This window comes from Rhodophyticola sp., from assembly GCF_965284195.1.
Lineage (GTDB): Bacteria > Pseudomonadota > Alphaproteobacteria > Rhodobacterales > Rhodobacteraceae > Rhodophyticola.
In genome coordinates this window covers 2530900-2551612 of the sequence record NZ_CBDIRM010000001.1, presented here as the reverse complement: position 1 = coordinate 2551612, position 20713 = coordinate 2530900, and the positions used below count along the sequence as shown (strand labels likewise).

The following is a 20713-nucleotide window of genomic DNA, read 5'->3' as shown; positions in this document are numbered from 1 at the left end:
TCGCTTGGCGTGTCTGACCCACAACGGAAGCGACAGAGAAAATCGGGACCGGCTTTTACATCTGACGAACACAGATCAGCGGTAATGTCATGTCGGCCCCGGTCACAAGGCCTTGGTGAAAACGGCAGGCCGCGACGGCGCGCGGCCGGACCACCCTGCCGACAGCTGTTTCATTGACGAACATCGCACCCGCGGTCCCCGGCAAGCGCCGTGCCCTGCACTTGCCGGCGCCGCTGGGCGTCTACCTTGCAAATTTCTTGTATTTCACCCGTTTCGGTTCCAGCGCGTCCGGGCCGAGGCGACGCTTCTTGTCTTCCTCATAGGCCGAGAAATCGCCCTCGAACCACTCCACATGCGCCTCGCCTTCGAAGGCCAGGATATGGGTGCAGATACGGTCGAGGAAGAACCGGTCGTGCGAAATGACCACCGCGCAGCCGGCGAATTCGGTCAGGGCGTCTTCCAGCGCGCGCAGGGTCTCGACGTCCAGATCGTTGGTCGGTTCGTCGAGCAGCAGGACGTTGCCGCCGGACCGGAGCAACTTGGCCATATGGACCCGGTTGCGTTCGCCGCCCGACAGCTGTCCGACTTTCTTCTGCTGATCGCCGCCCTTGAAATTGAAGGCCGAGCAATAGGCGCGGGAGTTCATTTGCGCATCCCCGAGCTCGATGATCTCGGCCCCGCCCGAGATTTCCTCCCAGACGGTGGCATCGGGGGCAAGCGCATCGCGCGACTGGTCCACATAGGCCAGATCGACCGTATCGCCGTATTCAAGCGTTCCGGCATCTGGCTCCTCCTGCCCGGTGAGCATCCGGAACAGCGTGGATTTGCCCGCGCCGTTGGGGCCGATCACGCCGACGATCCCGCCGGGCGGAAGCGCGAAGCTGAGGTCTTCGATCAGCTGTTTGTCGCCGTAATGCTTGGCAAGCCCGTTCACCTCGATCACCTTGCCGCCAAGCCGGGGACCGTTGGGTATGATGATCTGTGCGCGCGAAAGCTTCTCGCGCTCGGACTGGCTGGCCAGATCCTCATAGGCGTTGATCCGGGCCTTCTGCTTGGCCTGACGCGCCTTTGCGCCCTGTCGGATCCATTCCAGTTCGCGCTCAAGCGTCTTCTGGCGGGATTTGTCCTCGCGCGCTTCCTGAGCCAGCCGCTTGGCTTTCTGTTCCAGCCAGGCGGAATAGTTTCCTTCGTACGGGATCCCGCGTCCACGATCCAGCTCCAGGATCCAGCCCGTGATGTCATCCAGGAAATAGCGGTCATGGGTGACGATCAGGATCGTGCCCTTGTAGTCGATCAGGTGCTGCTGAAGCCAGGCGATGGTTTCCGCGTCAAGGTGGTTGGTGGGTTCGTCGAGCAGCAGCATGTCGGGGGCTTCGAGCAGCAGTTTGCACAATGCCACGCGGCGGCGTTCCCCGCCCGAGAGATGCTCCGGCATCGCGTCATCCGGCGGGCAGCGGAGCGCCTCCATCGCGACGTCGATCTGGCTGTCCAGATCCCACAGGTTGTTGCTGTCGATCTCGTCCTGAAGTGCCGCCATCTCGTCGGCGGTCTCGTCGGAATAGTTCATCGCCAACTCGTTGAAGCGGTCGAGCTTGGCTTTTTTCTCGGCGACGCCGAGCATGACGTTGTCGCGGACCGACAGGCTCTCATCCAGTTGGGGTTCCTGCGGGAGATAGCCGACCTTGGCGCCCTCCGCGGCCCATGCCTCCCCCGAGAAGTCCTTGTCGAGCCCGGCCATGATTTTCATCAGCGTGGATTTGCCCGCGCCGTTTACGCCGACAACACCGATCTTCACCCCGGGAAGAAAGCTGAGCCGGATGTTTTCAAAGCATTTCTTGCCGCCCGGATAGGTCTTGGAGACGCCATCCATGTGATAGACATATTGGTAACTGGCCATGGGTCATGCTCCACTCGGAAAATGGGGTTTCGTCGTTCTTTACTTGGGCCGGCGGGAATGGGCAATCGCACGGGCGCGAATTCGCGGTAACCCGGATGCCACGGTTTTTCGCCGAGCGGGGGCATCCGCGAGATTTGGGGTTGCAGCGACTCAGGCCGCCCGCTAGGCACCCCGCACTTGAACCCCTCGACGAGGAAAACCCATGGACTTGATGATCGTGACCCGCACGGCCCTACGCGGCCTTGACCCGTAAACGCGGCACGATCAGCTAATCCTGTTCGAAGGCCGCCCATGACGCGGCCTTTTTCTATTTTCCCGACCTCATGCGGCGGCTTTCCATTTTGATTGGAGAGCACGAAATGACACCTCAATCCGTTCATCCCCGGCGCCGGAGCCCCGGCGCGGTGTTGCGTATCCTTGGCCGCTTGCTGGCCCGTCTGAAACCGGCCAAGCGGGATCTGCCGCCACCGGCCGATATCCCCGACTATCTGCGCCATGATGTGGGCCTGCTGCCGCAGGCCCGGCCGCCGCGGTCGGTCGACCCGCCGCCCCGGATCAACATATTCAACCTCTAGCGCGCATCCCCCGCCGGCCTCGGTACCGGGGCCGGCGACCCCGGCCGGGCGGCTTCCTGCCGGTTTCATTCAGACGTGTCCGTTCTGACATGGCAGCGTCATCCGGCGGGTGCAGGCTTGGGGCTCCGGGGGGATGCATTCCTCGGGCACGTTTCATTGAAAACTGAAGGTGACCCATGACTCCAGGACGTTTCACGGGCCGCGCATGTTTGCTCGCGGCGGTTTCTTTGAGTGTTGCCGCGCCAGCGCTGGCGCGGACCGATTATGTGGCCGATATTCACGTGGTGCCGGGCAGCGGCGGCACGACCGAAACGGTGACAGGCGTGGTGTTCCACGATCTCAGCCGCGACGGTGTGCGCCAGGATGACGAACCCGGTGTGGGCGGTGTGATTGTGTCGAACGGGCGCGACGTGACCCAGACCGGGCCCGATGGCAGCTATCGCCTGCCGGTATTCGACAACATGACCGTCATGGTCAGCGAACCGGCCGCGTGGGACGTGCCGGTAAACGCCCATGGCGTTCCGCAGTTCTTCTACCATCACAAACCCGAGGGCACGCCCGAGACGTTGCGCTATGGCGGGCTGGCACCCACCGGTCCGCTGCCCGATGCGATCAATTTCCCGATGATCCGCACCGGTATCGACGAGGCGTTTTCCTGCGTGATGATGGGCGATACCCAGCCCTATTCGAATACCGAGGTCGGCTATGTCCGCGACGGCGTGCTGGACAGCCTCCTGGACCGCGATCTGAGCGACGCGGGGTGCATGGTGATGCTGGGCGACGTGATGGGCGACGATCTGAGCCTGCTGCCGCGGTTCATGGATGTCTTTTCGGTGCTGGACCTGCCGCAATACTATATCCACGGGAACCATGATTTCGACTTCGATGCCTCCAGCGATGTGCATTCCGCCGATAGCTGGCGCCAGATCTACGGCCCCAATTACTACAGCTTCGAGATGGGCGAGGTGCTTTTCGTGGCGCTGGACAACGTGGTCTATCCCTGCGGTCCGGAAGACAGCGGCCCCGGCGGGCGCGATGCCTGCGCCGACCCCGAGCGGACAGTCTATAACGGCCGGGTGACCGACGACCAGATGGCCTGGCTTGAGGCGACGCTGGCACTGGTGCCGGAGGACCGTCTGGTGGTGCTGATGCATCACATTCCGTTCGTGTCCTTCATCGACAGCAACACAGGACGGCACCAGACGGACAATCTGGCCCAGATCCACGAGATGCTGGCGGGGCGGCCCGAGGTCTCCTTCTCGGGCCACACGCATACGTTCGAATATCTGGCCGCCGGCGAGTGGTACCAAGGCTGGGAAGAGCAGGTGGGCGTCACCCGGCTGCCCTTCGACCATGTGGTGGGCGGCGCGCCCTCGGGCAACTGGTTCTTCGGCGATCTGAGCTTCGATGGCACTCCGATGTCCTTTGCGCGGGGCGGTACACCGCCGGGCTACATGATCGTGGAGTTCGACGGTTCGGATTTCGTGGTGAATTTCCATGCCGCGAACCAGAGCCCCGACCGTCAGATGGCGCTCAGCTTCAACACGCCTCAATTCCGCGACTGGTTCACCGAGCTGTTCGCCTGGACCGAGGCGCGGGACGACACAAGTACCGACGCCCCGCCGCTAACCGTGAACGATCTGGCCGATGTGAAACTGTTCACGCCGGAGGAACTGGGGGAGGGCGTCTATCTCACGGCCAATGTCTGGAACGGAACGCGGAACAGCCGTGTGATGGCCCAGATCGGCGACGGCCCGATGATGGAGATGACACGGACGCAGGCCGGCAATGGCGAGGATGTTCTGACAGGGGCGGAGTATGCCGATCCGTTCTCGGTCCCGCGGCAGATGACCGTTGGGCGCTATGCATGGCAATCGCAATCGGGCGATGCGCGGGCGCAGGGCTTCGAGATCTGGCAGGGCCGGCAGTTCGGCCCCGCGGTCCCGCAATCGGCTGAGGCCTGGATGATCGCCGACAGTTCCTCTCACCTCTGGCGGCTGGAAATGCCCGCCGATCTGCCCGAGGGCGCCCATGTGATCACCGTGACCGCCACCGATCAGCACGGGCGCGAATGGCGGGACCGGATCACCTTCGAAGTACGCAGCGAACGGCCCGTGCCGCTATGGGACAACAGCCTCTGGGAAGACCCCACGAACTGACATGCCCCGGACATTGCGAGGGGGGCGGCGCATCCGTGCCGCCCTTTTCTTTTGCGCCCAAGGGGTTGGGCTGCTACCAGACCGCTTTGACAGGTATGCAACGGGGTGAGGCCCTTGCGAAGCGGTTTTCCCAATGCGCGGCCCGGCATGCGGGTGGGTCTTTTCGGCGGGTCCTTCGATCCGCCTCATGCAGGCCATGTGCATGTAAGCCGGGAGGCATTGAAGCGGTTCGAGCTGGATCGGGTCTGGTGGCTGGTGTCGCCCGGCAATCCGCTCAAGGCCGAAGGGCCCGCACGGCTCGACCGTCGGATGGCGGCGGCGCGGGCGCTTGTGCGGCACCCAAGAGTCGAGGTGACGGATATCGAGGCCCGTCTGGGCACGCGGTACACCGGCGCCACGCTGGAGCGGATGTTTGCGCTTTACCCCGGTGTTCGCTTTGTCTGGCTGATGGGCGCGGACAACCTGGCGAGCTTTCACCGCTGGCAGCGGTGGGAATGGATCATGCGCAACGTGCCTGTTGGCGTGATGGCCCGACCGGGACAACGCATTTCGGCACGGACCTCCAAGGCGGCGCAGGTTTTCCGCCGCCACAAGCTGCCGGCTGCCGCCGCCTCGCGCCTGGCGATGTCGGAGCCGCCGGCCTGGTGCTTTCTGAACGTGCCGATGCTGGATGTATCGTCCAGCGAGATCAGGGCGCGGGGCGACTGGGTGCGCTGATCGCACACGGCGCGCCGCGCGCCGCGTTCCGGATGTCATCCATTCCGGATATGAGGTTTTTGTGAGCATCGAAAGGGTTGAGCCGCCCGCCGGGCTGCGGTTTAGTTGAATACGGCGACAGGGCTTTTTTTGAAATGGTTTCTCGGCGGGTTTTCTTGAGTGGCGTATTGGCCGGGCTGGCGCAGCCCGGCTTTGCAATGCCACCCGAAACCTCGTTGAGGCCGCTGGTCCGTCCCAGCGGGCTGTGGCAGCGCGCGATCCCGTCACCGTCCGAGTTGATCACCCAGGCGGGGCTGGGCGGGCGTGTGGGCTATGCGGTTGCCGATGCGCGTACGGGCGAGATGCTGGAGGTGGAACGCCCGCTTTACGGGATGCCGCCGGCAAGCGTGGCCAAGGCGATCACCTGCGCCTATGGATTGGACCGACTGGGGCCGGGTTACCGGTTCCAGACCCGTCTGGTCGCCGGCGGGCCGGTCACCAATGGCCGGCTGGAGGGTGACCTGTGGCTGGTCGGCGGTGGCGATCCCCTGCTTGGAACCGATCAATTGAGCGCGATGGCAATCGCACTGAGGGAGGCCGGCCTGCGCGAGGTGACGGGCCGCCTGATGCTGGCCACCGGCGCGCTGCCCTATGTGAGGGAGATCGACCCGGAGCAGCCGGATCATGTGGGCTACAACCCCGCGATTTCGGGGCTCAATCTCAACTTCAACCGGGTGCATTTCGAATGGGCGCGGGAGCAGGGGGAGTATACCGTCCGGATGGACGCGCGTTCGGAAACGCTCCGCCCTGCGGTCAGCCTTGCCCGGATGCGTGTCGCGGATCGCGATGTGCCCGTATACACCTATGAGCAGCGCGAAGGACGGGAGAACTGGACGGTCGCCCGCGGCGCGCTCGGCAATGGCGGCAGCCGCTGGCTGCCGGTGCGCCAGCCGCATCTCTACGCGGCCGAGGTGTTCCAGACATTGGCCCGCTCGAACGGGATCGTTCTTGACGGGCCGGGCGAAGGCCCGCCCCCCGAGAGCGGGAGCGTGTTGGTCGAACATGTCAGCGAGCCGTTGCAGGACATCCTGCGCGGGATGATGCGCTGGTCCACCAATATCACGGCCGAGGCGGTGGGGTTGAGTGCGAGTATCGCAGGCGGTGCGGCGCCCGGCTCGCTCAGCGCTTCGGCCGACGAGATGAGCGCCTGGATGAGATCCCGGCTTGCGGCGCGGAACTCCAGCTTTGTCGATCATTCCGGGCTGGGGGAGGCCAGCCGGGTCCGCCCGCAGGACATGACCCAGGCTCTGGTGGCGGCGGGCGCCGATGGCATGCTGCGCCGCCTGATGAGGGCGATCCCAATGCGCGATGCCGAGGGCAACCTGCAACCCGATCATCCGGTGGAGGTCGTGGCCAAGACCGGAACGCTGAATTTCGTCAGTTCGCTGGCGGGATATGCGCGCGCGCCCACGGGCCGTGACTTCGCCTTCGCCGTATTCTGCGCCGATCTGGATCGGCGCGGCGCATTGAACCCGGCACAGATGGAACGCCCGGAGGGCGGGCGCGACTACACCCGACGCGCAAAGCGGTTGCAGCAGCAATTAGTCGAGCGATGGGCCGCTCTCTACACATAAAGGCCTTCGGATGGGGAAAACCCGGCTCGGAGAAGCCCGGACCGGGTTTGTCTCTGCGCGAAACGGATGGTTTACACCCGGGCGCTTGCGTCGCTCTTGGGCCCTGCGATCAGCCAGGCGATGAAGCCCAGAACCGGCAGGATCAGAATAACCAGCGTCCAGACGACCTTCGCCGCGGTCGAGGCGCCGGAAGTGACGATGTTGTAGATCGCGTAGATGTTGGCGATCAGGACCAGCAGGCCCAAAATACCATATTCCATGATGTTTCCTTTGCGAGGTGGACAGAAGCCTGTCTGCGGAAACAACGCGGCGCCCCCGGGTTTGGGTTCCAATAATAATTTGGGGAACCAATTTGTGCGCCGGCTGGTTGAGAGCCCGAAGATTGAAAAGGAGTATCTTATGAAAACCGGTGGATACATCGCAATTGGCGCTGTCGCGGCTGTCGCAATCGTGGGCGCGATCTACATGATCGATATCGATCAGACGCAGGAAGCCCGCTTGCCCGATGTCGACGTCTCCGTCGAAGGGGGGCAAATGCCTGAGTTCAACGCCGATGTGGGCGAGATCGCAGTGGAGAGCGAGACCGTCGAGGTCGAGGTTCCCGAAGTGGAGGTCACGACCGAGACTCAAACGATCGAAGTGCCGACGCTGCGCGTGACGCCGCCCGAGAATGACGGATAACGACCGACAGGTCTGAGTAGCAGCTAACGTCAGCTGGCATTCCCGGGGTGGTTCGAAAGAACTGCCCCGTCGCCGTTCATGGCCTGATTACAGTACCATATGCCTTGCCCGCGCACCGCGTTCGATCGCGGCAGCATGGAGCCGGTCGATATCGAGCTGGTAGCGGATTTCCATCAGGAATTCGAGCTCGGTCTGCCGCAGCAGGCCGTCCGCGGCGGCAACGTCGCAGGCCAGCGCATAGGCCGTCTCGAACAGCCGGTGGGGCAGGGCGTTCTTGATCAGCCCGAAAAGCGCGTCCAGCCCGTCCTCCTCCTCGAACAGGTCGAACACGGTCTGCGACACGCGCTTCATCCTGTCGGTGTCGTAATCCGCGAAAACGGGCAGGTGATTTACCAACTCCTCGATGGTGACAAGCTCGGCGGTTCGGATCGTTTCATCGGAGACCGAGACGGCGACCATGACGGCAACCAGCGCGTCCTGCGCGGAAAGGGAGGTATCATCGGTCACGTTGGGGGCTCCTGTGGGCATTTGCGTCATTGGAATTTATTGACCCTGAGCCCGCGGGGCAATAGGTGCAGGCGGCGCGCGGCAAGGTGGCGCGGCTAAACGATGGAAGATGAAAATGACCGATCTGCGCGAGACCGCACTCAACTCCAAGGCCTGGCCTTTCGAGGAGGCGCGACGTCTGGTCAAACGCTATGAAAACGGCCCGCCCGGAAAGGGCTATGTGCTGTTCGAAACCGGCTACGGGCCAAGCGGCTTGCCCCATATCGGCACCTTCGGCGAAGTGTTGCGCACGACGATGGTGCGCCGCGCGTTCGAGATCCTGTCGGACATCCCCACCAAGCTGATCTGCTTTTCCGACGACATGGACGGGATGCGGAAGGTACCCGATAACGTGCCGAACCAGGAGATGCTGGCCGACTATCTGCAGATGCCCCTGACGAGTGTCCCCGATCCGTTCGGCGAGCACGAGAGCTTCGGCCACCACAACAACGCCATGCTGCGCCGGTTTCTGGACACGTTCGGCTTCGAGTACGAGTTCTATTCCGCCCGCGAGTTCTATCGCTCCGGTGCCTTCGACGAAACGCTTTTGCGCGCGGCCGAACGCTATGATGACCTGATGGCGGTGATGCTGAAATCCCTGCGCGAGGAGCGCCAGCAGACCTATTCGATCTTCCTGCCGATCCACCCCGAAACCGGGCGTGTGCTGTATGTGCCGATCAAGCAGGTGGATGCGGGCGAAGGGACGGTCACCTTCGATGACGCGGAGGGGCGCGAATGGACGCTCCCCGTGACCGGCGGCAACGTCAAGCTGCAGTGGAAGCCCGATTTCGGAGCGCGCTGGGCCGCGCTTGGCGTCGATTGGGAAAGCTATGGCAAGGAGCATGCCCCCAACACGGCGATCTATTCCGCCATCTGCTCGAAACTCGGCGGCAAGCCGCCCGAAGTGTTCACCTACGAGCTGTTCCTGGATGAGAACGGGCAGAAGATCTCGAAGTCCACGGGCAATGGGATCAGCATCGACGAATGGTTGTCCTATGCCTCCACGGAGAGCCTGAGCTACTTCATGTATCAAAAGCCGAAAACCGCCAAGCGGATGTATTTCGACGTGATCCCGAAGGCGGTAGACGAGTATCATCAGCAATTGCGCGCCTATGCGGGGCAGGACACCGCGGCGCGGCTGAACAACCCCGTGTTTCATATTCACGGCCACAACGTGCCGGCCTCGAACATGGTGGTCAGCTTCGCGATGTTGCTCAATCTGGCATCCGTCGCCCATGCGGAGGACAAGGAGGCGCTTTGGGGCTTCATCCGGCGATATGCGCCCGATGCCAGCGCCGAGACCCACCCCGATCTCGATCAGGCTGCGGGCTTTGCGGTGCGGTACTACAACGACTTCGTGAAGCCGCATAAGGTGTTCCGTCTGCCCGATGAAAAAGAGGCCGCCGCGATGCGCGATCTGGCCGACCGGCTGGCCGCCTATGATGGCCCGCAGGACGACGAGGCGTTGCAGACGCTCGTCTTCGCGGTGGGTAAGGATCACGGCTTCGAGCCGCTGCGGGACTGGTTCAAGGCGCTTTACGAAGTGCTTCTGGGCGCAAGCCAGGGGCCGCGATTTGGCGGGTTCGTGGCGCTTTACGGCGTCACCGAGACCATCGGGCTGATCGAGGACGGGCTGGCCGGGACCCTCGCCGTCTGACCGGCGTACCGGGCGACGGGCCGCCATGGCGGGTTTGACCGGATCCCTGCGCGGTCTATCCTTTTTCATATCCGAAGACGGTGCGGGAAGGACGGACCCCATGCGGCGATTTATTCTGACGCTCGGCCTGATCTGGGCCGCGGCCTGGGCGCAGGCGCAGGAGGTTCTGGCCCCGAACCCGGCCATCGAATCCACCATCCAGAGCCAGTTCGAGGCGTTTCTGGCAGATGACCTCGCCACCGCATGGCAATATGCCAGCCCCAATATCCAGCGCCTGTTCCAGACGCCCGAGAATTTCGGGCGCATGGTTCGCGAGGGATATCCGATGGTCTGGCGCCCGGGCCGGATCGACTATCTCGATCTGCAGACGCTTGGCGGGCTTGTGGTGCAGCGCGTTCAGGTGACCGATCGTCAGGGCCGGGTCCATGTCCTTGGCTATCAGATGATCGAAACGGAGGCCGGATGGCAGATCAATGGCGTCCAGTTCCTGCGCGCGCCGGAGGTGGGCGCGTGAAAACGCCGCCGCATTAAAGCTGCCTTAACTAATCTGCGCTAATCCTTGAAGCGTATCCGGCCCTGATTTGCGGGCCGGTCTCTCCGGACATGTGAACAATCGAGGTTGCCTTTCAGGGCCCCTTGGTCCTGCGGGGCCAGATGCGTGCGCGTTCCGCGCGCAGGAAAGGGTTTGATATGAACAAGGTGATCACCGACGGGCTGATGCTGATGCCGCCGGAATTCGGCGATGGGCTTGGGGTCTGGTCGCGCCAGGACGGCACACCCGGCAGCGACACCTATGCAACCGCAACCAATGCCGCGCTGGTGCCCGCGGATCAGGATTTCGGCACCTGCCTTGAGATCCTGAAAACCGACAGTGTTACGACCCTGCGCTACATGGGGCAGACGCCGATGCTGCCGGGCATGTATCTGCGCATCTCGGCCCGCCTCAAGGCAGTCGCGGGCAACCTGCCCGATGTGCGCATCGGGGGCTGGGCCGGCACCGCCGCGGATGCGAATGTGGGTGGCGTGCCGCAGACCGGGCCATCGACGAGCCTGACCAGCTATGGCGAGGTGGTGACGATCTCGGCGATTGTCGGGCTGGGCGACCGGGGCGGGGTGGACATGCCCTGGGGCGAAACGGCGGCCTATGGCTATTTCGGTCTCGATCTGACCGGGCCCAATGGCGGGATTGTACGGATCGAGAGCATCCGTATCGAAGACATCACCCATGTGTTCCACCGCAAGCTGATGGATTGGGTCGATGTCCGGGATTTCGGCGCCATGGGCGACGGTACAACCAATGACCGGGCGGCGTTTCTGGCCGCCGATGCCGCCGCCGCCGGGCGCGAGGTGCTGGTCTCCGAGGGCGATTACCGCATTGTCGGCAACCTGACGATGAACAGCCCCGTCCGCTTCGAGGGCCGGCTGATCATGTCGGACACGGACCGGCTCGCACTGACCAAGAACTTCGATCTGGATGCCTATTCCGACGCATTCGGCGACGATGTCATCGGCTTCAAGAAAGGTATTCAGACGCTCTTCAACCAATCCGATCACGAGGCGTTCGACATGGGCGGGCGCCGCGTGCTGCTGAGCGAGCCGATCGATGTGCAGGCGGTGGTGGACAACAAGAACTCCTATGCCAATCGCCGCGTCATCAGAAACGGACAGATCAGCGCGGATAACAGCACCGGCTGGGAGGACGAGGTTCAGACCGGAACCGGCACTTGGGTCGTTACCAAGCCGTCCGAGCTGTCCGACGTCGCCAATGTGGCGAATATCGAGATCGGGTCTCTGGTGACGGCGGCGCAAGGCGTGGGCCGCGAAGTATATGTCTCGGGCAAGAATGTCGCGGCGGGGAAGGTGTTTCTGTCGAACCCGCTCAACGTGCCGCCGCAAAGCCAGACCTACACATTCCGGCGCTTCAAGTATCTTCTGGACTTCATCGGGTTTCAGAACCTGCAACGCTTTGTCATCAGCAATATCGAGTTCCTCTGCGCCGGACGCTCCAGCGCGGTGATGTTGCCGATCAACGGTCTGACCTTCCAGTTCAGCGATTGCTTCTTCACCGGCCCCAAGGACCGCGGCATCACCTCGGCCGATAGCGGATGCCAGGGTCTTCAGGTCGACCGTTGCCAGTTCCTGTCGAACGAACAGTCGGCCCGGGCGCAGGATCGCACGACGATCTGCATGAACGTCAATCGCAACGATCCCAAGATCCGAAACAACCGGGCGGTGCGTTTCAAGCATTTCGCGGTCCTGACCGGGTCGGGCAACATGGTGATCGGCAATCACTACTTCCAGGGCGATGCGGAAACCGACGGATTGCGCAGCGCCGGGATCGTTCTGACCAATACCAATGTCAAATCCACGATCACCGGAAACTACATCGACAACAATTTCCTGGAATGGGTCAACGAGCATGATCCGAGGCCCGAGCTGCAAAACGAGCTGAGTTTCGGCGGGCTGACGATCAACGGCAATATCTTCACCTCGAACGGGGCGGCGCCCTGGATCAAGTTCATCATCATCAAGCCGATGGGGCCGGGGCATTACATCAACGGATTGTCGATTTGCGACAACGTGTTCAAGCAGCTCAACGGCCAGGCGCTTGACCGGGTCGACGGCGTGGATGAAAGCGTGGCTCCGCTGGATACCAGCCGGACGCGGTCCTTCCTGATGACGGGGAACACGTTCCACGGGATCATCAAGGATGCCCAGAACCCCGTCACCGTCAAGATGACGGAAAACACCGCGCAGCAGGTCTGGGAGATGGATCTGCGGAACTGGCTGCCCTTCGGCACCGAGGCGCGTGTGGTGACCTCTGTCGTGCCAGAGGGGTCAATCCGTACTGCATCCAATGTGGCGGTCTATACCACGCCATTTGCGACCACCCGGCATGGCGTTGACCGCGGCTCGATCCGGCTGAACTGGTCGCAGGCCGTCAGGGGGTCCGTGCAGCTGACCGCGCGCTGCGACACGGTCTGACGCCTGCTTTTTCGCCAGGGCCATGACAGACAGGCAAGCCCCCGCCGATCCAGATCGGGGGGGCTTGTTCGATGAGGGCGCTGTGTTAGGTCCCGGGTCGACGGAGGGGCGGGGGCGTTCCCAAGTCGGAGAGCGCAATGAACGATCTTCCCTCTGAAAATGTGCAGGATTATCCACGACCTCCTGCTATCGAACAGGTTGCGCAAAGGCTGCGAGTCGTGCTTGGCGGGGTGGTGATCGCCGATACGACCGCCGGGCTGCGGGTTCTGGAAACCCACCACGCGCCGACCTATTACTTTCCGCCACAGGATGTGATGGCCGGTGTCCTGAAGGCGGCGCAGGGGAGCAGTTATTGCGAATGGAAAGGGGCCGCGCGCTACTGGACGGCGCAGGCGGGCGGCGAGATCCGGCCGCGCGCCGCCTGGAGCTTTTCGCGCCCGTCGAAACCCTTCGCGTCGCTCGCGGGGTATCTCGCGTTTTACTCCGAGCCGATGGATGCCTGTTTCGTGGGCGATCAGCAGGTTTCGCCACAGCCCGGCAGTTTCTATGGCGGTTGGGTCACCCCGAACCTGCGGGGCCGGATCAAGGGCGCGCCGGGAACCGAGTTCTGGTGAGCGTCACAGCCTGTGATAGGCCGCGCGTTTCTTCCAGCTTGTGGGGTCGAGCAACGTCCAGATCCCGTCGCTTACGGTGTAGCCATAGGGTTGCGGGCCGCCGCCGATCAGGTGGAAGACGACATTGGCCCCGTCGGTCGTCAACTGGGCCAGCTTTTCGCGTGTCCAGAGCCTGCGGCCATGATCGTGCAGGGCCCAGATGCCGGTTGCCGGCGGGCGCGTGTCGCCCCATCCGACCTGATAGGACCCATCGGCGGTGAACACCCAGTGCTCGGCGCCGTCGCGCGCGCGCCACGCGCCCTCGACGCCGATACCGGGTGCGCCTTGCCTGTCGAAAACCTGACCGTCCCAGGTCATTTCCGCCGCATCGTCCGAGAAACTCAGCGGCGCCGCGGCATCGGCCACGTGATAGCTTCCGTCGGGCAGAACCTCGTAGGTGAAAGGTTCGCCCGGCAGGCCCCAACGCCCGGGCAGATCGGGGTCAATCGCTCTCATGGGGATAGCATGGCACGGAAACCGGCCATCGCCTAGGGCGCAAGGTCATCCGCTGTCAGATGGAAGGCCTTGCCGAATCCGCCATTGAGAAGCGCGCGGTCGATCTGAAACCGGATCATCCGGAAATCGCCGAAATCGTAATAGAGCTGCGCCTTGGGATAGAGGCCGAGATAATGCTCGCGCCACGCCGATTTGTCCGCGCGCTGCGCCCGGCATTGCAGGGTGATCCGCGGATGGGTCAGCGGGTCGCCCTTTGCCTTCGGTTCACCCAGCAACAGCGAACAGGCCTGATTGGCCGCAAGCGCCGCGCTATGGCTCGACAGATCCGAGATCAGGCTCATCGGTGCCCGGTCCGGGCCCGGCACCACGGCGATCCGCGTGACCATCGGAAGGCCGGTTTCGGGCTCGATCACGGCAAGCGCCCCGTAGCGCGCGGCCGCGATCAGGCCCCGGGCCAGCGCGCGGGCGTCATCGTCGGTTTCGCGGATCGGGTTGGGGGCGTCGGCCATGAGGTCCGGATATCACAAGGCCGACGGCCCCGCCAGAACCGGGGCACCCTTGCACGTGGCCGCGCCCCGCCCTAACCACGGGAATGCCAGCGGAAAGGGCGGGACATGAACACCAGCGAACTGAACCGCGCCGTGCGCGACGCGCTTGCGGACCGGGGGGATCCCGTCAGCCGCCTGGGCTATTTCTGCGCCCCGTTCCGCCCCCGGTCGGGGCCGCTGTCGGACCGGGTGATCAAGACCTATCGCGGCGGGCGCGACCCCGAGGTGTTGGAGCTTCTGGCGCGCCGCCATGACGCCTATGCCGCCTGTCTGCGCGATGCGGGCGTCACTCTGCCCGAGACGCAGTTTCTGCTGCTGGAGGAGGCGGGCTTCCAGCGCCCGGTAATCCTGCAAAAGGCGTTGCCGCCGGAAACCATGCTCCGCGACATGCTGCTGGCCGCGGATCTGAAAACGGCGATCGCACTGCTCGATCAGGCGGCGATCAGCATCGCGGGCTTCTGGGCGGCGGTGGCGCGCCGGCCCGAACGCATCGGCTATCATCCGTCGATCCGCAACTTCGCCATGGGGCAGGAGGGGCCGATATTCTTCGACACGTTCCCGCCGCTGATCGGCTATTCGCGCGAAGAGATGGGCCGGCTTCTGCTGCGGTTTTCGGAATCCCGGCTGATCCGCGGTATCGGTCCGGTCCTGCCGGAACGGATCCGCGCCATCCAGGACGAATGGTATTCCCCCGCAGGCACCATCGTCGGCCTGATCGGCAGCGCGGTGCGGCTCCGCCCCGATGACAAGGCCGATCTGCTTGACTGGGCGCGGGGGTTTGCCGAAACGCATCTGACGGGCGCACTGAAAGACGAGGTGATGGCGGAACTGGACACACCGCCGCGCCTGCCCGCGATCTGGACCGCCACCCGCCGGATACTGGGTCTGGAAGGCAAGCCGAATGTCTGACGCGGGCACCGGACCCGCCGACCGGCCGGCCCCCCGGATGAAGGTCGTGCTGGTCACGCCGGAGATACCGGGCAACACCGGCACGATCGGGCGCACCTGTGTGGCGCTGGATCTCGAATTGATCCTGATCCGCCCCTACGGGTTCGATATCTCGGAAAAATCCGTCCGGCGGGCCGGGCTGGATTATTGGCGGCATGTCCGGCTGAGTGAGTATGACAGCTGGCCCGAATTTCTGCAGGCGCGGCAGCCCGGTCGTGAGCGGCTTTTCTTCTTCGAAGATCATGGCGCGGCATCGGTCTATGCGCCGGACTACCCCGCCGATGCCTATCTGGTCTTCGGGCGCGAAACGAAAGGTCTGCAACCCGAGATACTGGACGGGATGGAGGACCGGGTTTTTCATCTCCCGATGCGCAGCCCGCATATCCGCTCGCTCAATCTCGCCAATGCGGCGACAGCGGTGGTCTATCAGGCGATGCGCCGCCATTTCGTCTGAGCCGTTTCGCCGCCTGGCCATGATGGCGCGGGGAACTCGGCACGATGGGCCGCCGGTAAAACATACCGCCCGCGCCCCGCGACCTCTTTTTCTTTGCTCCGGCCCGCGTTGCGGCGTTACCCTTGCACAGCAGAAAGGACAGCCTGATGCCATCCATCGTCAAGGGTGCGGCCCTGCAAACCGTGATCACCACATTCGAAACCACGCCCGGCAATTGCCGCGACCTGATCGAGGCGCTGACCGATGCCTATGACCAGTTCATTTCGCATCAGCCCGGGTTCATCGCGGCGGGGCTGCATGTGAACGATGCCCAGACCCGGGTGGCGAACTACTCCCAATGGGACCGGCGCGAGGATTTTCAGGCGATGCTGCGCAGCGATGAAATGGTGCGCCGCAACAAGGCGATCACCGAGCTTTGCCGCAGTTTCGAACCGGTGATGTATGATGTCGCGGCCGTGTTCGACACCTAGCCGGCGGTCCCGGCGATGGCGGATATGAAGGGGGCCCATGTGATCGATAGGCTTTCCCTATCGGCATTTGTCAGGCCGCCTGATGACGCCTACCTGTATGAATGAAACCCTCAGGAGATCTGCCCCATGCAATGCCCCATCGACGGAACCCAACTGGTAATGACCGACCGACAGGGGGTCGAGATCGACTATTGCCCGCAATGCCGGGGCGTCTGGCTGGACAGGGGTGAACTGGACAAGATCATCGAACGCTCCACGGCGGATGCGCCGGCCGCGCCGCAACCCGCGCGCCGTGGCTATGACGACGATTACGATCAGGGCCCGGACCGCTCGTCGAGCTACCACAAGAAAAGCGGCGCGGGTCCTTCCTCGACGATATCTTCGATTTCTGAGCGGACCTAGCGGCGGCGCGGGCAGATCACGACCCGTTGCCGGGTGCAGTCCGCATCGGCGCAGCTGACGCTTTCCACGATCATGCCATTGCGCAGGCGGACCGTCCCGCCTGTCTGCACCGTCCTGATCTCGCATGTGCGGGCGTTTCGCGTCCCCGTGCCAAGGCTCAGGCTGAACGGGCCGTCCGACAGGCCGATGCTGAAGGATTGTGCAAGGGCCGGACCGGTGAAGGCCAGTTGCCCGGCGGTGCAGATGACGGAGACGAGACGGCGCATGGGGAGGCTCCCGGACAGGATGGTTCGGGGATAGGTCGCGCGGGGCCGGGCGAAGGTTCAATCTGCCCGGCGTCCCCGGGGGGCGCATCTGGCCGATGGTGGGTGGCGGTCCGTTCAGCCGACGGGCAGGGGAGCCCTGCAGGCGCGGAAATCCGCGACCTTGGGTGCGGCGCCGTCAAGCGGGATGCGCAGCATCTCGTCGCCGATGATCGCGGTGGCCCAGTCATTGAATTGCAACCCGTCCAGCACGTTTCCGAACCCTCTGTCGGTCACCATGAGCTGTGTGTCGCTATCGCTCAGCACGTGCCGGCTGGTGGAAATCGTGTTGGGCTGCGCGCCGTCGAAGCGCAGGGCGAAGACCGGTGCCCTCGGCCACGGGGCGCCGGGGCGGGTCAGACGGATCGTGTATTCGGGCAGGCCCGAATCATAGGTCAGGCGGATCGTCGTTTCGGCCGTTCGATGGGTCAGCGTGCAGCGAGGGCCATCTCTGCCGACATCCCAGGCCAGCGCCGGCAGGGGAAGGAGCAGAACGGCGATCATCAGCAGGCAGCGCATGACACGAAGTGTGGCGCGTTTCCGCCCGTTGGCAAGAGACGACCGGCGCAGGCCGGCGGGCCTTCCGTATCTGCGGCCCGCCGATCCGGACCCTCAATCGCGGCGGATGTGGCGAAGTCGGAGCCGAAGGCGCACGCAGTCACCGGCCCCGCCCGGGCATGCCGGACGGAGCCGCCGGATCGGGGCGCCTGCATGCCCCCGCGCCGTCAGGTGCTGGGATCCCGGAAGTCGCTTGTTCCGCCGGAATGCGTGCATTTCACACCCGGAAACGAATAGCTCTGCCCGTTATGCTTGCCGGTTATGTTGTAGAACCCGTCGATCGCGGGGCGGTCATTGGGCGGAAACGGGCCGCAACTGAACACCTTGATATTGCTGTAGGTGCCGGTTGCACCCGAGATGTTGCCGCCATGGCCCTGGATCGCGACCACGCGGACATCGGTGTATTGGCCGGTTGGATTGGACATCTGATCTCTCCTATCTGTTCTGAACTGGACACTGCAGGCCGGGGAGCCGTGCCCGAAACGGTCTAGAGCGTCGGAGAGACCCGCGCTGTGCTCTGGCGCACGGAGCCGGGGAAAAGACCGGGCAGGGGGCCACCGCGGGCGGCCCCCGTGCCGCAAGTAGCCCGGCGGCGCTTAGCGCAGCACGCGAACCTGATCGAACGTATGGCCAAACCGGCTCAACTCGCCGGTCGCTTCGAAGATATCGCCGGGCGCCAGTTGATCCGTGAACGCGCGGTCCATCCCGCAATGCAGCATTTCGTCTTGGGGCGCGTCGACCGGGGCCAGGCGCACACAGCCGCCGAGCCCGGGGTCCGTCGCCATATCGACCAGCTTGTAGTGCAGCGTTTCGACGGGGTTTGCGGTGGCCATGTTCCACGCCTGCGGCAGCCCGTCATGGGGCAGCACCGCAAGAAGCAGACCGGTCGTGACCGGCAGGGCGAGCATGGGCAGGACCAGCCGTCTGCCAAGCCCGCGCCGCGCCCCTTGCGGGGTGGTGGGCGCGCGCAGATGGCGGTTGAGGAGGGGCGGCAACACGATCAGCACCGCAATGCTCGCAAAGAGCATCACCGCGTTCGCCTCCACCCATCGGTCCAGTTGGGCTGTTTGCAGCGTGTCGCCAAACCGCAAGGCATAGAGCGACCAGACAAGCGTCAGCCCCAGGGGGAGGGGGGCGAGCACATCGCCGATGTCGCGCTTGCGAAGCGGCCGGTCAGGTTGGGAGCCATCCAGCACGCCCGCCGCGCGCGCAGTGATATCCCGGTCCAGCCGCTTGAGAAGCCGGGCCCGGTTCAGCTCGGCCCTGGCATCGCCATAGGCAAGGCCGAAGGGGAAAATGGTCAGCGCGAACAGCCCCAGAAGGGCGGCGATTGCGTAGATATGGGCCTGCCGCCCGAACTCCATCGGGATCACCCTGTGCCCGCTCTCCGACGCGAAGGTCAGAACGGCCATGATCAGGACAAGCCAGAGCGCGTTGATCAGCAGGAAGGGGATGCGGGCCAGCAGGCGCACCGTGCTGCGCAACACCCTGTCATGAAGCCCCGGCACAAGATAAAGCCCGGTCATGGCCAGCGAAAAAATCCCGAGACCCAAGACGAACTGGCCCGTCGCCTCCGGCAAGCCCGCGTTCCGGGCCCAGACCAGAAGCAGCAGCACCGTGCAGTAAAGCCCGAAAAGCCCGATCAGACGGGCCGAGATATCGGTGAAAAGCAGGCCCCATCGCATGTGTATCTGTCCCGGTCTGTTTCGCTTTGGCTGGAATTAGGCGCGATTTCGGGCAGGAATGGGGTGGCTTGGGGGAATTGGAAGGGCACGGCCGGTCCATTGGCAGGGATGCGGGTGCGCGCGCCTGCGAAGACCGCTTGCCTCCGCCGGCGGGGCTGGGCAGGGTCGGGCCATGACACGCGATCAGTTCAACCGGTTCTGCGCCGGTCTCAAGGCAACCTCCCACGTGGTCCAATGGGGCAATGCGGATGTTTGGAAGGTGGGCGACAAGGTCTTTGCGATCTGCGGCTGGAACGAGGGACAGGATGCCTTCACCTTCAAGGTTGGAGAGATCGCGTTCGAGGTGCTGGGTGGCGAACCCGGCATCCGCCCCGCGCCGTACCTGGCGTCGCGGGGGATGACATGGCTTCAGGTCTACGAGGACGGGGCGATGAGCGACGAGATGCTGCGCGAGCATGTCGAGGAGAGCTACCGGCTGGTCGTGGCGGGGATGACGAAGAAGAAACGGGCGGAGTTGGGGGTGTGAGCGGCCTCGGCCGAACAGATCGGGCCGGTCCGTTTTCTCCTCCTCATGGCCGCAGAAATGCCATCTGCGGATGTGATCCTGCCCCGACGCCAGAGAAGAACCGGTTTCCATGCGCACACCGTTGATATTGCTGCTTTTGTCCCTCGCCAGCGCCGGGGGAATCCTGATGACCGAGGGAGCGACCCTGACGCTTCCCCTCGCCGTGGCATCGCTCTCTGCCGTCGCCGCCCTGTTGATCCTCGGCGTGGCGCTTCTCCGCGGTTTTGGTGCAGATGCTCCCGATGGCCGCAGGCACATCCCGGGGCGCCGGTCGCGCAAGTGCCCGCACGTGGTGATCGACGGCTCCAACGTGATGCACTGGAACGGGGAGACGCCGCATCTCGACACTCTGCGCGAAGTGGTCACCACGCTGCGCGGGCGCGGCTTTCAGCCCGGCGTCGTCTTCGATGCCAACGCGGGTTACAAGTTCAGCGACCGCTACCTTGATGACCGCCATTTCGCAAAGTTGCTGAACCTGCCGAGCGACAGGGTATTGGTGGTCGGCAAGGGCGAGCCGGCAGACCCCACGATCCTCGCGGCAGCACGTGATCTTGGGGCCAAGGTCCTCACCAACGATCGCTACCGGGAGTGGACGGCCGATTTTCCCGAAGTCGCGACGCCGGGCCATCTGGTCCGGGGTGGTTACCGGGACGGCAGGTTGTGGCTGGATGAAACGGCGTTGGCCGCCAGCCTTTCAACTCGCTAGGTGTCCTGCCAAAGCAGGGCTTTCTGTGCCGATCAAAGGCAAGGATGGCCAAGGCGTCACCACGCAGAGCGCCACGCTTGATCCGCGAACAACGCTCTGACAGAGGGCGATTTCGCAAAGATCGGGCTCGGGCGTT

Annotated in this window: 23 protein-coding genes and 1 pseudogene; 15 read left to right on the top strand and 9 right to left on the bottom strand. The window is 64.1% G+C overall.

The features are described from left to right. Positions 1–241: 241 nt before the first annotated feature. Positions 242–1897 carry an energy-dependent translational throttle protein EttA gene (gene ettA / locus ACQ651_RS12675; protein ID WP_121899001.1) on the bottom strand — a complete coding sequence of 552 codons (1656 nt, stop codon included), beginning with the start codon at positions 1895–1897 and terminating at the stop codon, positions 242–244. A 359-nt stretch (positions 1898–2256) separates the two neighbouring features. Between ettA and ACQ651_RS12670 the strand changes: the two genes are divergently transcribed. From ACQ651_RS12670 to dacB, 4 genes are all read left to right on the top strand, one after another. After that, positions 2257–2472: a hypothetical protein gene (locus tag ACQ651_RS12670; protein ID WP_227287594.1), complete on the top strand. Its 216-nt coding sequence runs from the start codon at positions 2257–2259 to the stop codon at positions 2470–2472. Between the two features lie 227 nt (positions 2473–2699). Then, positions 2700–4631, top strand: coding sequence for a calcineurin-like phosphoesterase C-terminal domain-containing protein (locus ACQ651_RS12665; RefSeq protein ID WP_430449464.1), 1932 nt, complete (start codon positions 2700–2702; stop codon positions 4629–4631). Between the two features lie 114 nt (positions 4632–4745). Then, a complete protein-coding gene (locus ACQ651_RS12660; protein ID WP_375551562.1) occupies positions 4746–5348 on the top strand; it encodes a nicotinate-nucleotide adenylyltransferase in 603 nt (200 codons plus the stop codon). 155 nt (positions 5349–5503) lie between these two features. Beyond that, positions 5504–6961 carry a D-alanyl-D-alanine carboxypeptidase/D-alanyl-D-alanine endopeptidase gene (gene dacB, locus ACQ651_RS12655; protein WP_430449463.1) on the top strand — a complete coding sequence of 486 codons (1458 nt, stop codon included), beginning with the start codon at positions 5504–5506 and terminating at the stop codon, positions 6959–6961. A 71-nt stretch (positions 6962–7032) separates the two neighbouring features. Here the strand turns inward: dacB and ACQ651_RS12650 are convergent, their stop codons facing one another. Continuing rightward, positions 7033–7221 carry a PLD nuclease N-terminal domain-containing protein gene (locus ACQ651_RS12650; RefSeq protein WP_227287598.1) on the bottom strand — a complete coding sequence of 63 codons (189 nt, stop codon included), beginning with the start codon at positions 7219–7221 and terminating at the stop codon, positions 7033–7035. A gap of 139 nt (positions 7222–7360) precedes the next feature. Here ACQ651_RS12650 and ACQ651_RS12645 point away from each other — a divergent pair, with 139 nt between their 5' ends. Beyond that, positions 7361–7642, top strand: coding sequence for a hypothetical protein (locus ACQ651_RS12645; RefSeq protein WP_227287599.1), 282 nt, complete (start codon positions 7361–7363; stop codon positions 7640–7642). Between the two features lie 87 nt (positions 7643–7729). Here ACQ651_RS12645 and ACQ651_RS12640 read toward each other — a convergent pair whose 3' ends face one another. After that, positions 7730–8179: a tellurite resistance TerB family protein gene (locus ACQ651_RS12640; RefSeq protein ID WP_375551564.1), complete on the bottom strand. Its 450-nt coding sequence runs from the start codon at positions 8177–8179 to the stop codon at positions 7730–7732. Positions 8180–8264: 85 nt separating this feature from the next. Between ACQ651_RS12640 and ACQ651_RS12635 the strand changes: the two genes are divergently transcribed. From ACQ651_RS12635 to ACQ651_RS12620, 4 genes are all read left to right on the top strand, one after another. After that, positions 8265–9845 (top strand): lysine--tRNA ligase, encoded by a 1581-nt coding sequence (locus ACQ651_RS12635; protein ID WP_430449462.1) that lies wholly within the window; start codon positions 8265–8267, stop codon positions 9843–9845. Between the two features lie 100 nt (positions 9846–9945). Beyond that, positions 9946–10359 (top strand): DUF4864 domain-containing protein, encoded by a 414-nt coding sequence (locus tag ACQ651_RS12630; RefSeq protein ID WP_430449461.1) that lies wholly within the window; start codon positions 9946–9948, stop codon positions 10357–10359. 176 nt (positions 10360–10535) lie between these two features. Further along, on the top strand, positions 10536–12830 hold the full coding sequence (locus ACQ651_RS12625) for a glycosyl hydrolase family 28-related protein (RefSeq protein WP_227287602.1): 2295 nt from the start codon (positions 10536–10538) through the stop codon (positions 12828–12830). A gap of 137 nt (positions 12831–12967) precedes the next feature. Then, positions 12968–13444, top strand: coding sequence for a DUF427 domain-containing protein (locus ACQ651_RS12620; protein WP_227287603.1), 477 nt, complete (start codon positions 12968–12970; stop codon positions 13442–13444). A gap of 3 nt (positions 13445–13447) precedes the next feature. Here ACQ651_RS12620 and ACQ651_RS12615 read toward each other — a convergent pair whose 3' ends face one another. Together ACQ651_RS12615 and ACQ651_RS12610 are read right to left on the bottom strand one after the other, a co-directional pair. Next, a complete protein-coding gene (locus ACQ651_RS12615; protein ID WP_430449460.1) occupies positions 13448–13939 on the bottom strand; it encodes a hypothetical protein in 492 nt (163 codons plus the stop codon). Positions 13940–13971: 32 nt separating this feature from the next. Further along, the gene (locus tag ACQ651_RS12610) at positions 13972–14448 is read right to left on the bottom strand and encodes a HugZ family protein (protein WP_227287605.1); all 477 of its coding nucleotides are present in this window, start codon (positions 14446–14448) and stop codon (positions 13972–13974) included. 105 nt (positions 14449–14553) lie between these two features. Here ACQ651_RS12610 and ACQ651_RS12605 point away from each other — a divergent pair, with 105 nt between their 5' ends. The 4 genes and pseudogenes from ACQ651_RS12605 to ACQ651_RS12590 all read left to right on the top strand — a co-directional run bounded on the left by ACQ651_RS12605 (position 14554) and on the right by ACQ651_RS12590 (position 16751). Beyond that, positions 14554–15396: a DUF6206 family protein gene (locus ACQ651_RS12605; protein WP_430449459.1), complete on the top strand. Its 843-nt coding sequence runs from the start codon at positions 14554–14556 to the stop codon at positions 15394–15396. After that, complete coding sequence (locus ACQ651_RS12600; protein ID WP_227287607.1) at positions 15389–15889, top strand: tRNA (cytidine(34)-2'-O)-methyltransferase; 501 nt, start codon at positions 15389–15391, stop codon at positions 15887–15889. The genes ACQ651_RS12605 and ACQ651_RS12600 overlap by 8 nt, the downstream gene beginning before the upstream one ends. Positions 15890–16035: 146 nt before the next feature. Next, positions 16036–16359, top strand: a complete 324-nt coding sequence (locus tag ACQ651_RS12595; RefSeq protein WP_227287608.1) for an antibiotic biosynthesis monooxygenase family protein — start codon at positions 16036–16038, stop codon at positions 16357–16359. Positions 16360–16485: 126 nt separating this feature from the next. Next, positions 16486–16751: pseudogene (locus ACQ651_RS12590) on the top strand (zf-TFIIB domain-containing protein). A 6-nt stretch (positions 16752–16757) separates the two neighbouring features. Here the strand turns inward: ACQ651_RS12590 and ACQ651_RS12585 are convergent. From ACQ651_RS12585 to ACQ651_RS12570, 4 genes are all read right to left on the bottom strand, one after another. Then, entirely contained in the window at positions 16758–17027 is a 270-nt protein-coding gene (locus tag ACQ651_RS12585) for a hypothetical protein (protein ID WP_375551570.1), read from the bottom strand. Positions 17028–17141: 114 nt separating this feature from the next. Then, the gene (locus ACQ651_RS12580) at positions 17142–17567 is read right to left on the bottom strand and encodes a hypothetical protein (protein ID WP_430449458.1); all 426 of its coding nucleotides are present in this window, start codon (positions 17565–17567) and stop codon (positions 17142–17144) included. A 221-nt stretch (positions 17568–17788) separates the two neighbouring features. Further along, positions 17789–18046, bottom strand: a complete 258-nt coding sequence (locus tag ACQ651_RS12575; RefSeq protein ID WP_227287611.1) for a hypothetical protein — start codon at positions 18044–18046, stop codon at positions 17789–17791. Between the two features lie 171 nt (positions 18047–18217). Then, on the bottom strand, positions 18218–19306 hold the full coding sequence (locus tag ACQ651_RS12570) for a hypothetical protein (protein WP_430449457.1): 1089 nt from the start codon (positions 19304–19306) through the stop codon (positions 18218–18220). Between the two features lie 172 nt (positions 19307–19478). On the opposite strand from ACQ651_RS12570, the gene ACQ651_RS12565 reads away from it, so the two are divergent. Both ACQ651_RS12565 and ACQ651_RS12560 read left to right on the top strand, forming a co-directional pair. After that, complete coding sequence (locus ACQ651_RS12565; protein WP_430449456.1) at positions 19479–19832, top strand: MmcQ/YjbR family DNA-binding protein; 354 nt, start codon at positions 19479–19481, stop codon at positions 19830–19832. A 109-nt stretch (positions 19833–19941) separates the two neighbouring features. Beyond that, positions 19942–20577 (top strand): NYN domain-containing protein, encoded by a 636-nt coding sequence (locus ACQ651_RS12560; RefSeq protein WP_430449455.1) that lies wholly within the window; start codon positions 19942–19944, stop codon positions 20575–20577. Positions 20578–20713: the final 136 nt, after the last annotated feature.

Coding starts and splice junctions, on each gene's coding strand:
- ACQ651_RS12620 (WP_227287603.1), top strand. CDS start 12,968: ATGAACGATCTTCCCTCTGAAAATGTGCAGGATTATCCACGACCTCCT.
- ACQ651_RS12645 (WP_227287599.1), top strand. CDS start 7,361: ATGAAAACCGGTGGATACATCGCAATTGGCGCTGTCGCGGCTGTCGCA.
- ACQ651_RS12650 (WP_227287598.1), bottom strand. CDS start 7,221: ATGGAATATGGTATTTTGGGCCTGCTGGTCCTGATCGCCAACATCTAC.
- ACQ651_RS12640 (WP_375551564.1), bottom strand. CDS start 8,179: ATGACGCAAATGCCCACAGGAGCCCCCAACGTGACCGATGATACCTCC.
- ACQ651_RS12570 (WP_430449457.1), bottom strand. CDS start 19,306: ATGCGATGGGGCCTGCTTTTCACCGATATCTCGGCCCGTCTGATCGGG.
- ACQ651_RS12625 (WP_227287602.1), top strand. CDS start 10,536: ATGAACAAGGTGATCACCGACGGGCTGATGCTGATGCCGCCGGAATTC.
- ACQ651_RS12635 (WP_430449462.1), top strand. CDS start 8,265: ATGACCGATCTGCGCGAGACCGCACTCAACTCCAAGGCCTGGCCTTTC.
- ACQ651_RS12585 (WP_375551570.1), bottom strand. CDS start 17,027: ATGCGCCGTCTCGTCTCCGTCATCTGCACCGCCGGGCAACTGGCCTTC.
- ettA (WP_121899001.1), bottom strand. CDS start 1,897: ATGGCCAGTTACCAATATGTCTATCACATGGATGGCGTCTCCAAGACC.
- ACQ651_RS12615 (WP_430449460.1), bottom strand. CDS start 13,939: ATGAGAGCGATTGACCCCGATCTGCCCGGGCGTTGGGGCCTGCCGGGC.
- ACQ651_RS12600 (WP_227287607.1), top strand. CDS start 15,389: ATGTCTGACGCGGGCACCGGACCCGCCGACCGGCCGGCCCCCCGGATG.
- ACQ651_RS12565 (WP_430449456.1), top strand. CDS start 19,479: ATGACACGCGATCAGTTCAACCGGTTCTGCGCCGGTCTCAAGGCAACC.
- ACQ651_RS12630 (WP_430449461.1), top strand. CDS start 9,946: ATGCGGCGATTTATTCTGACGCTCGGCCTGATCTGGGCCGCGGCCTGG.
- ACQ651_RS12575 (WP_227287611.1), bottom strand. CDS start 18,046: ATGTCCAATCCAACCGGCCAATACACCGATGTCCGCGTGGTCGCGATC.
- ACQ651_RS12595 (WP_227287608.1), top strand. CDS start 16,036: ATGCCATCCATCGTCAAGGGTGCGGCCCTGCAAACCGTGATCACCACA.
- ACQ651_RS12670 (WP_227287594.1), top strand. CDS start 2,257: ATGACACCTCAATCCGTTCATCCCCGGCGCCGGAGCCCCGGCGCGGTG.
- ACQ651_RS12605 (WP_430449459.1), top strand. CDS start 14,554: ATGAACACCAGCGAACTGAACCGCGCCGTGCGCGACGCGCTTGCGGAC.
- ACQ651_RS12580 (WP_430449458.1), bottom strand. CDS start 17,567: ATGATCGCCGTTCTGCTCCTTCCCCTGCCGGCGCTGGCCTGGGATGTC.
- ACQ651_RS12610 (WP_227287605.1), bottom strand. CDS start 14,448: ATGGCCGACGCCCCCAACCCGATCCGCGAAACCGACGATGACGCCCGC.
- ACQ651_RS12560 (WP_430449455.1), top strand. CDS start 19,942: ATGCGCACACCGTTGATATTGCTGCTTTTGTCCCTCGCCAGCGCCGGG.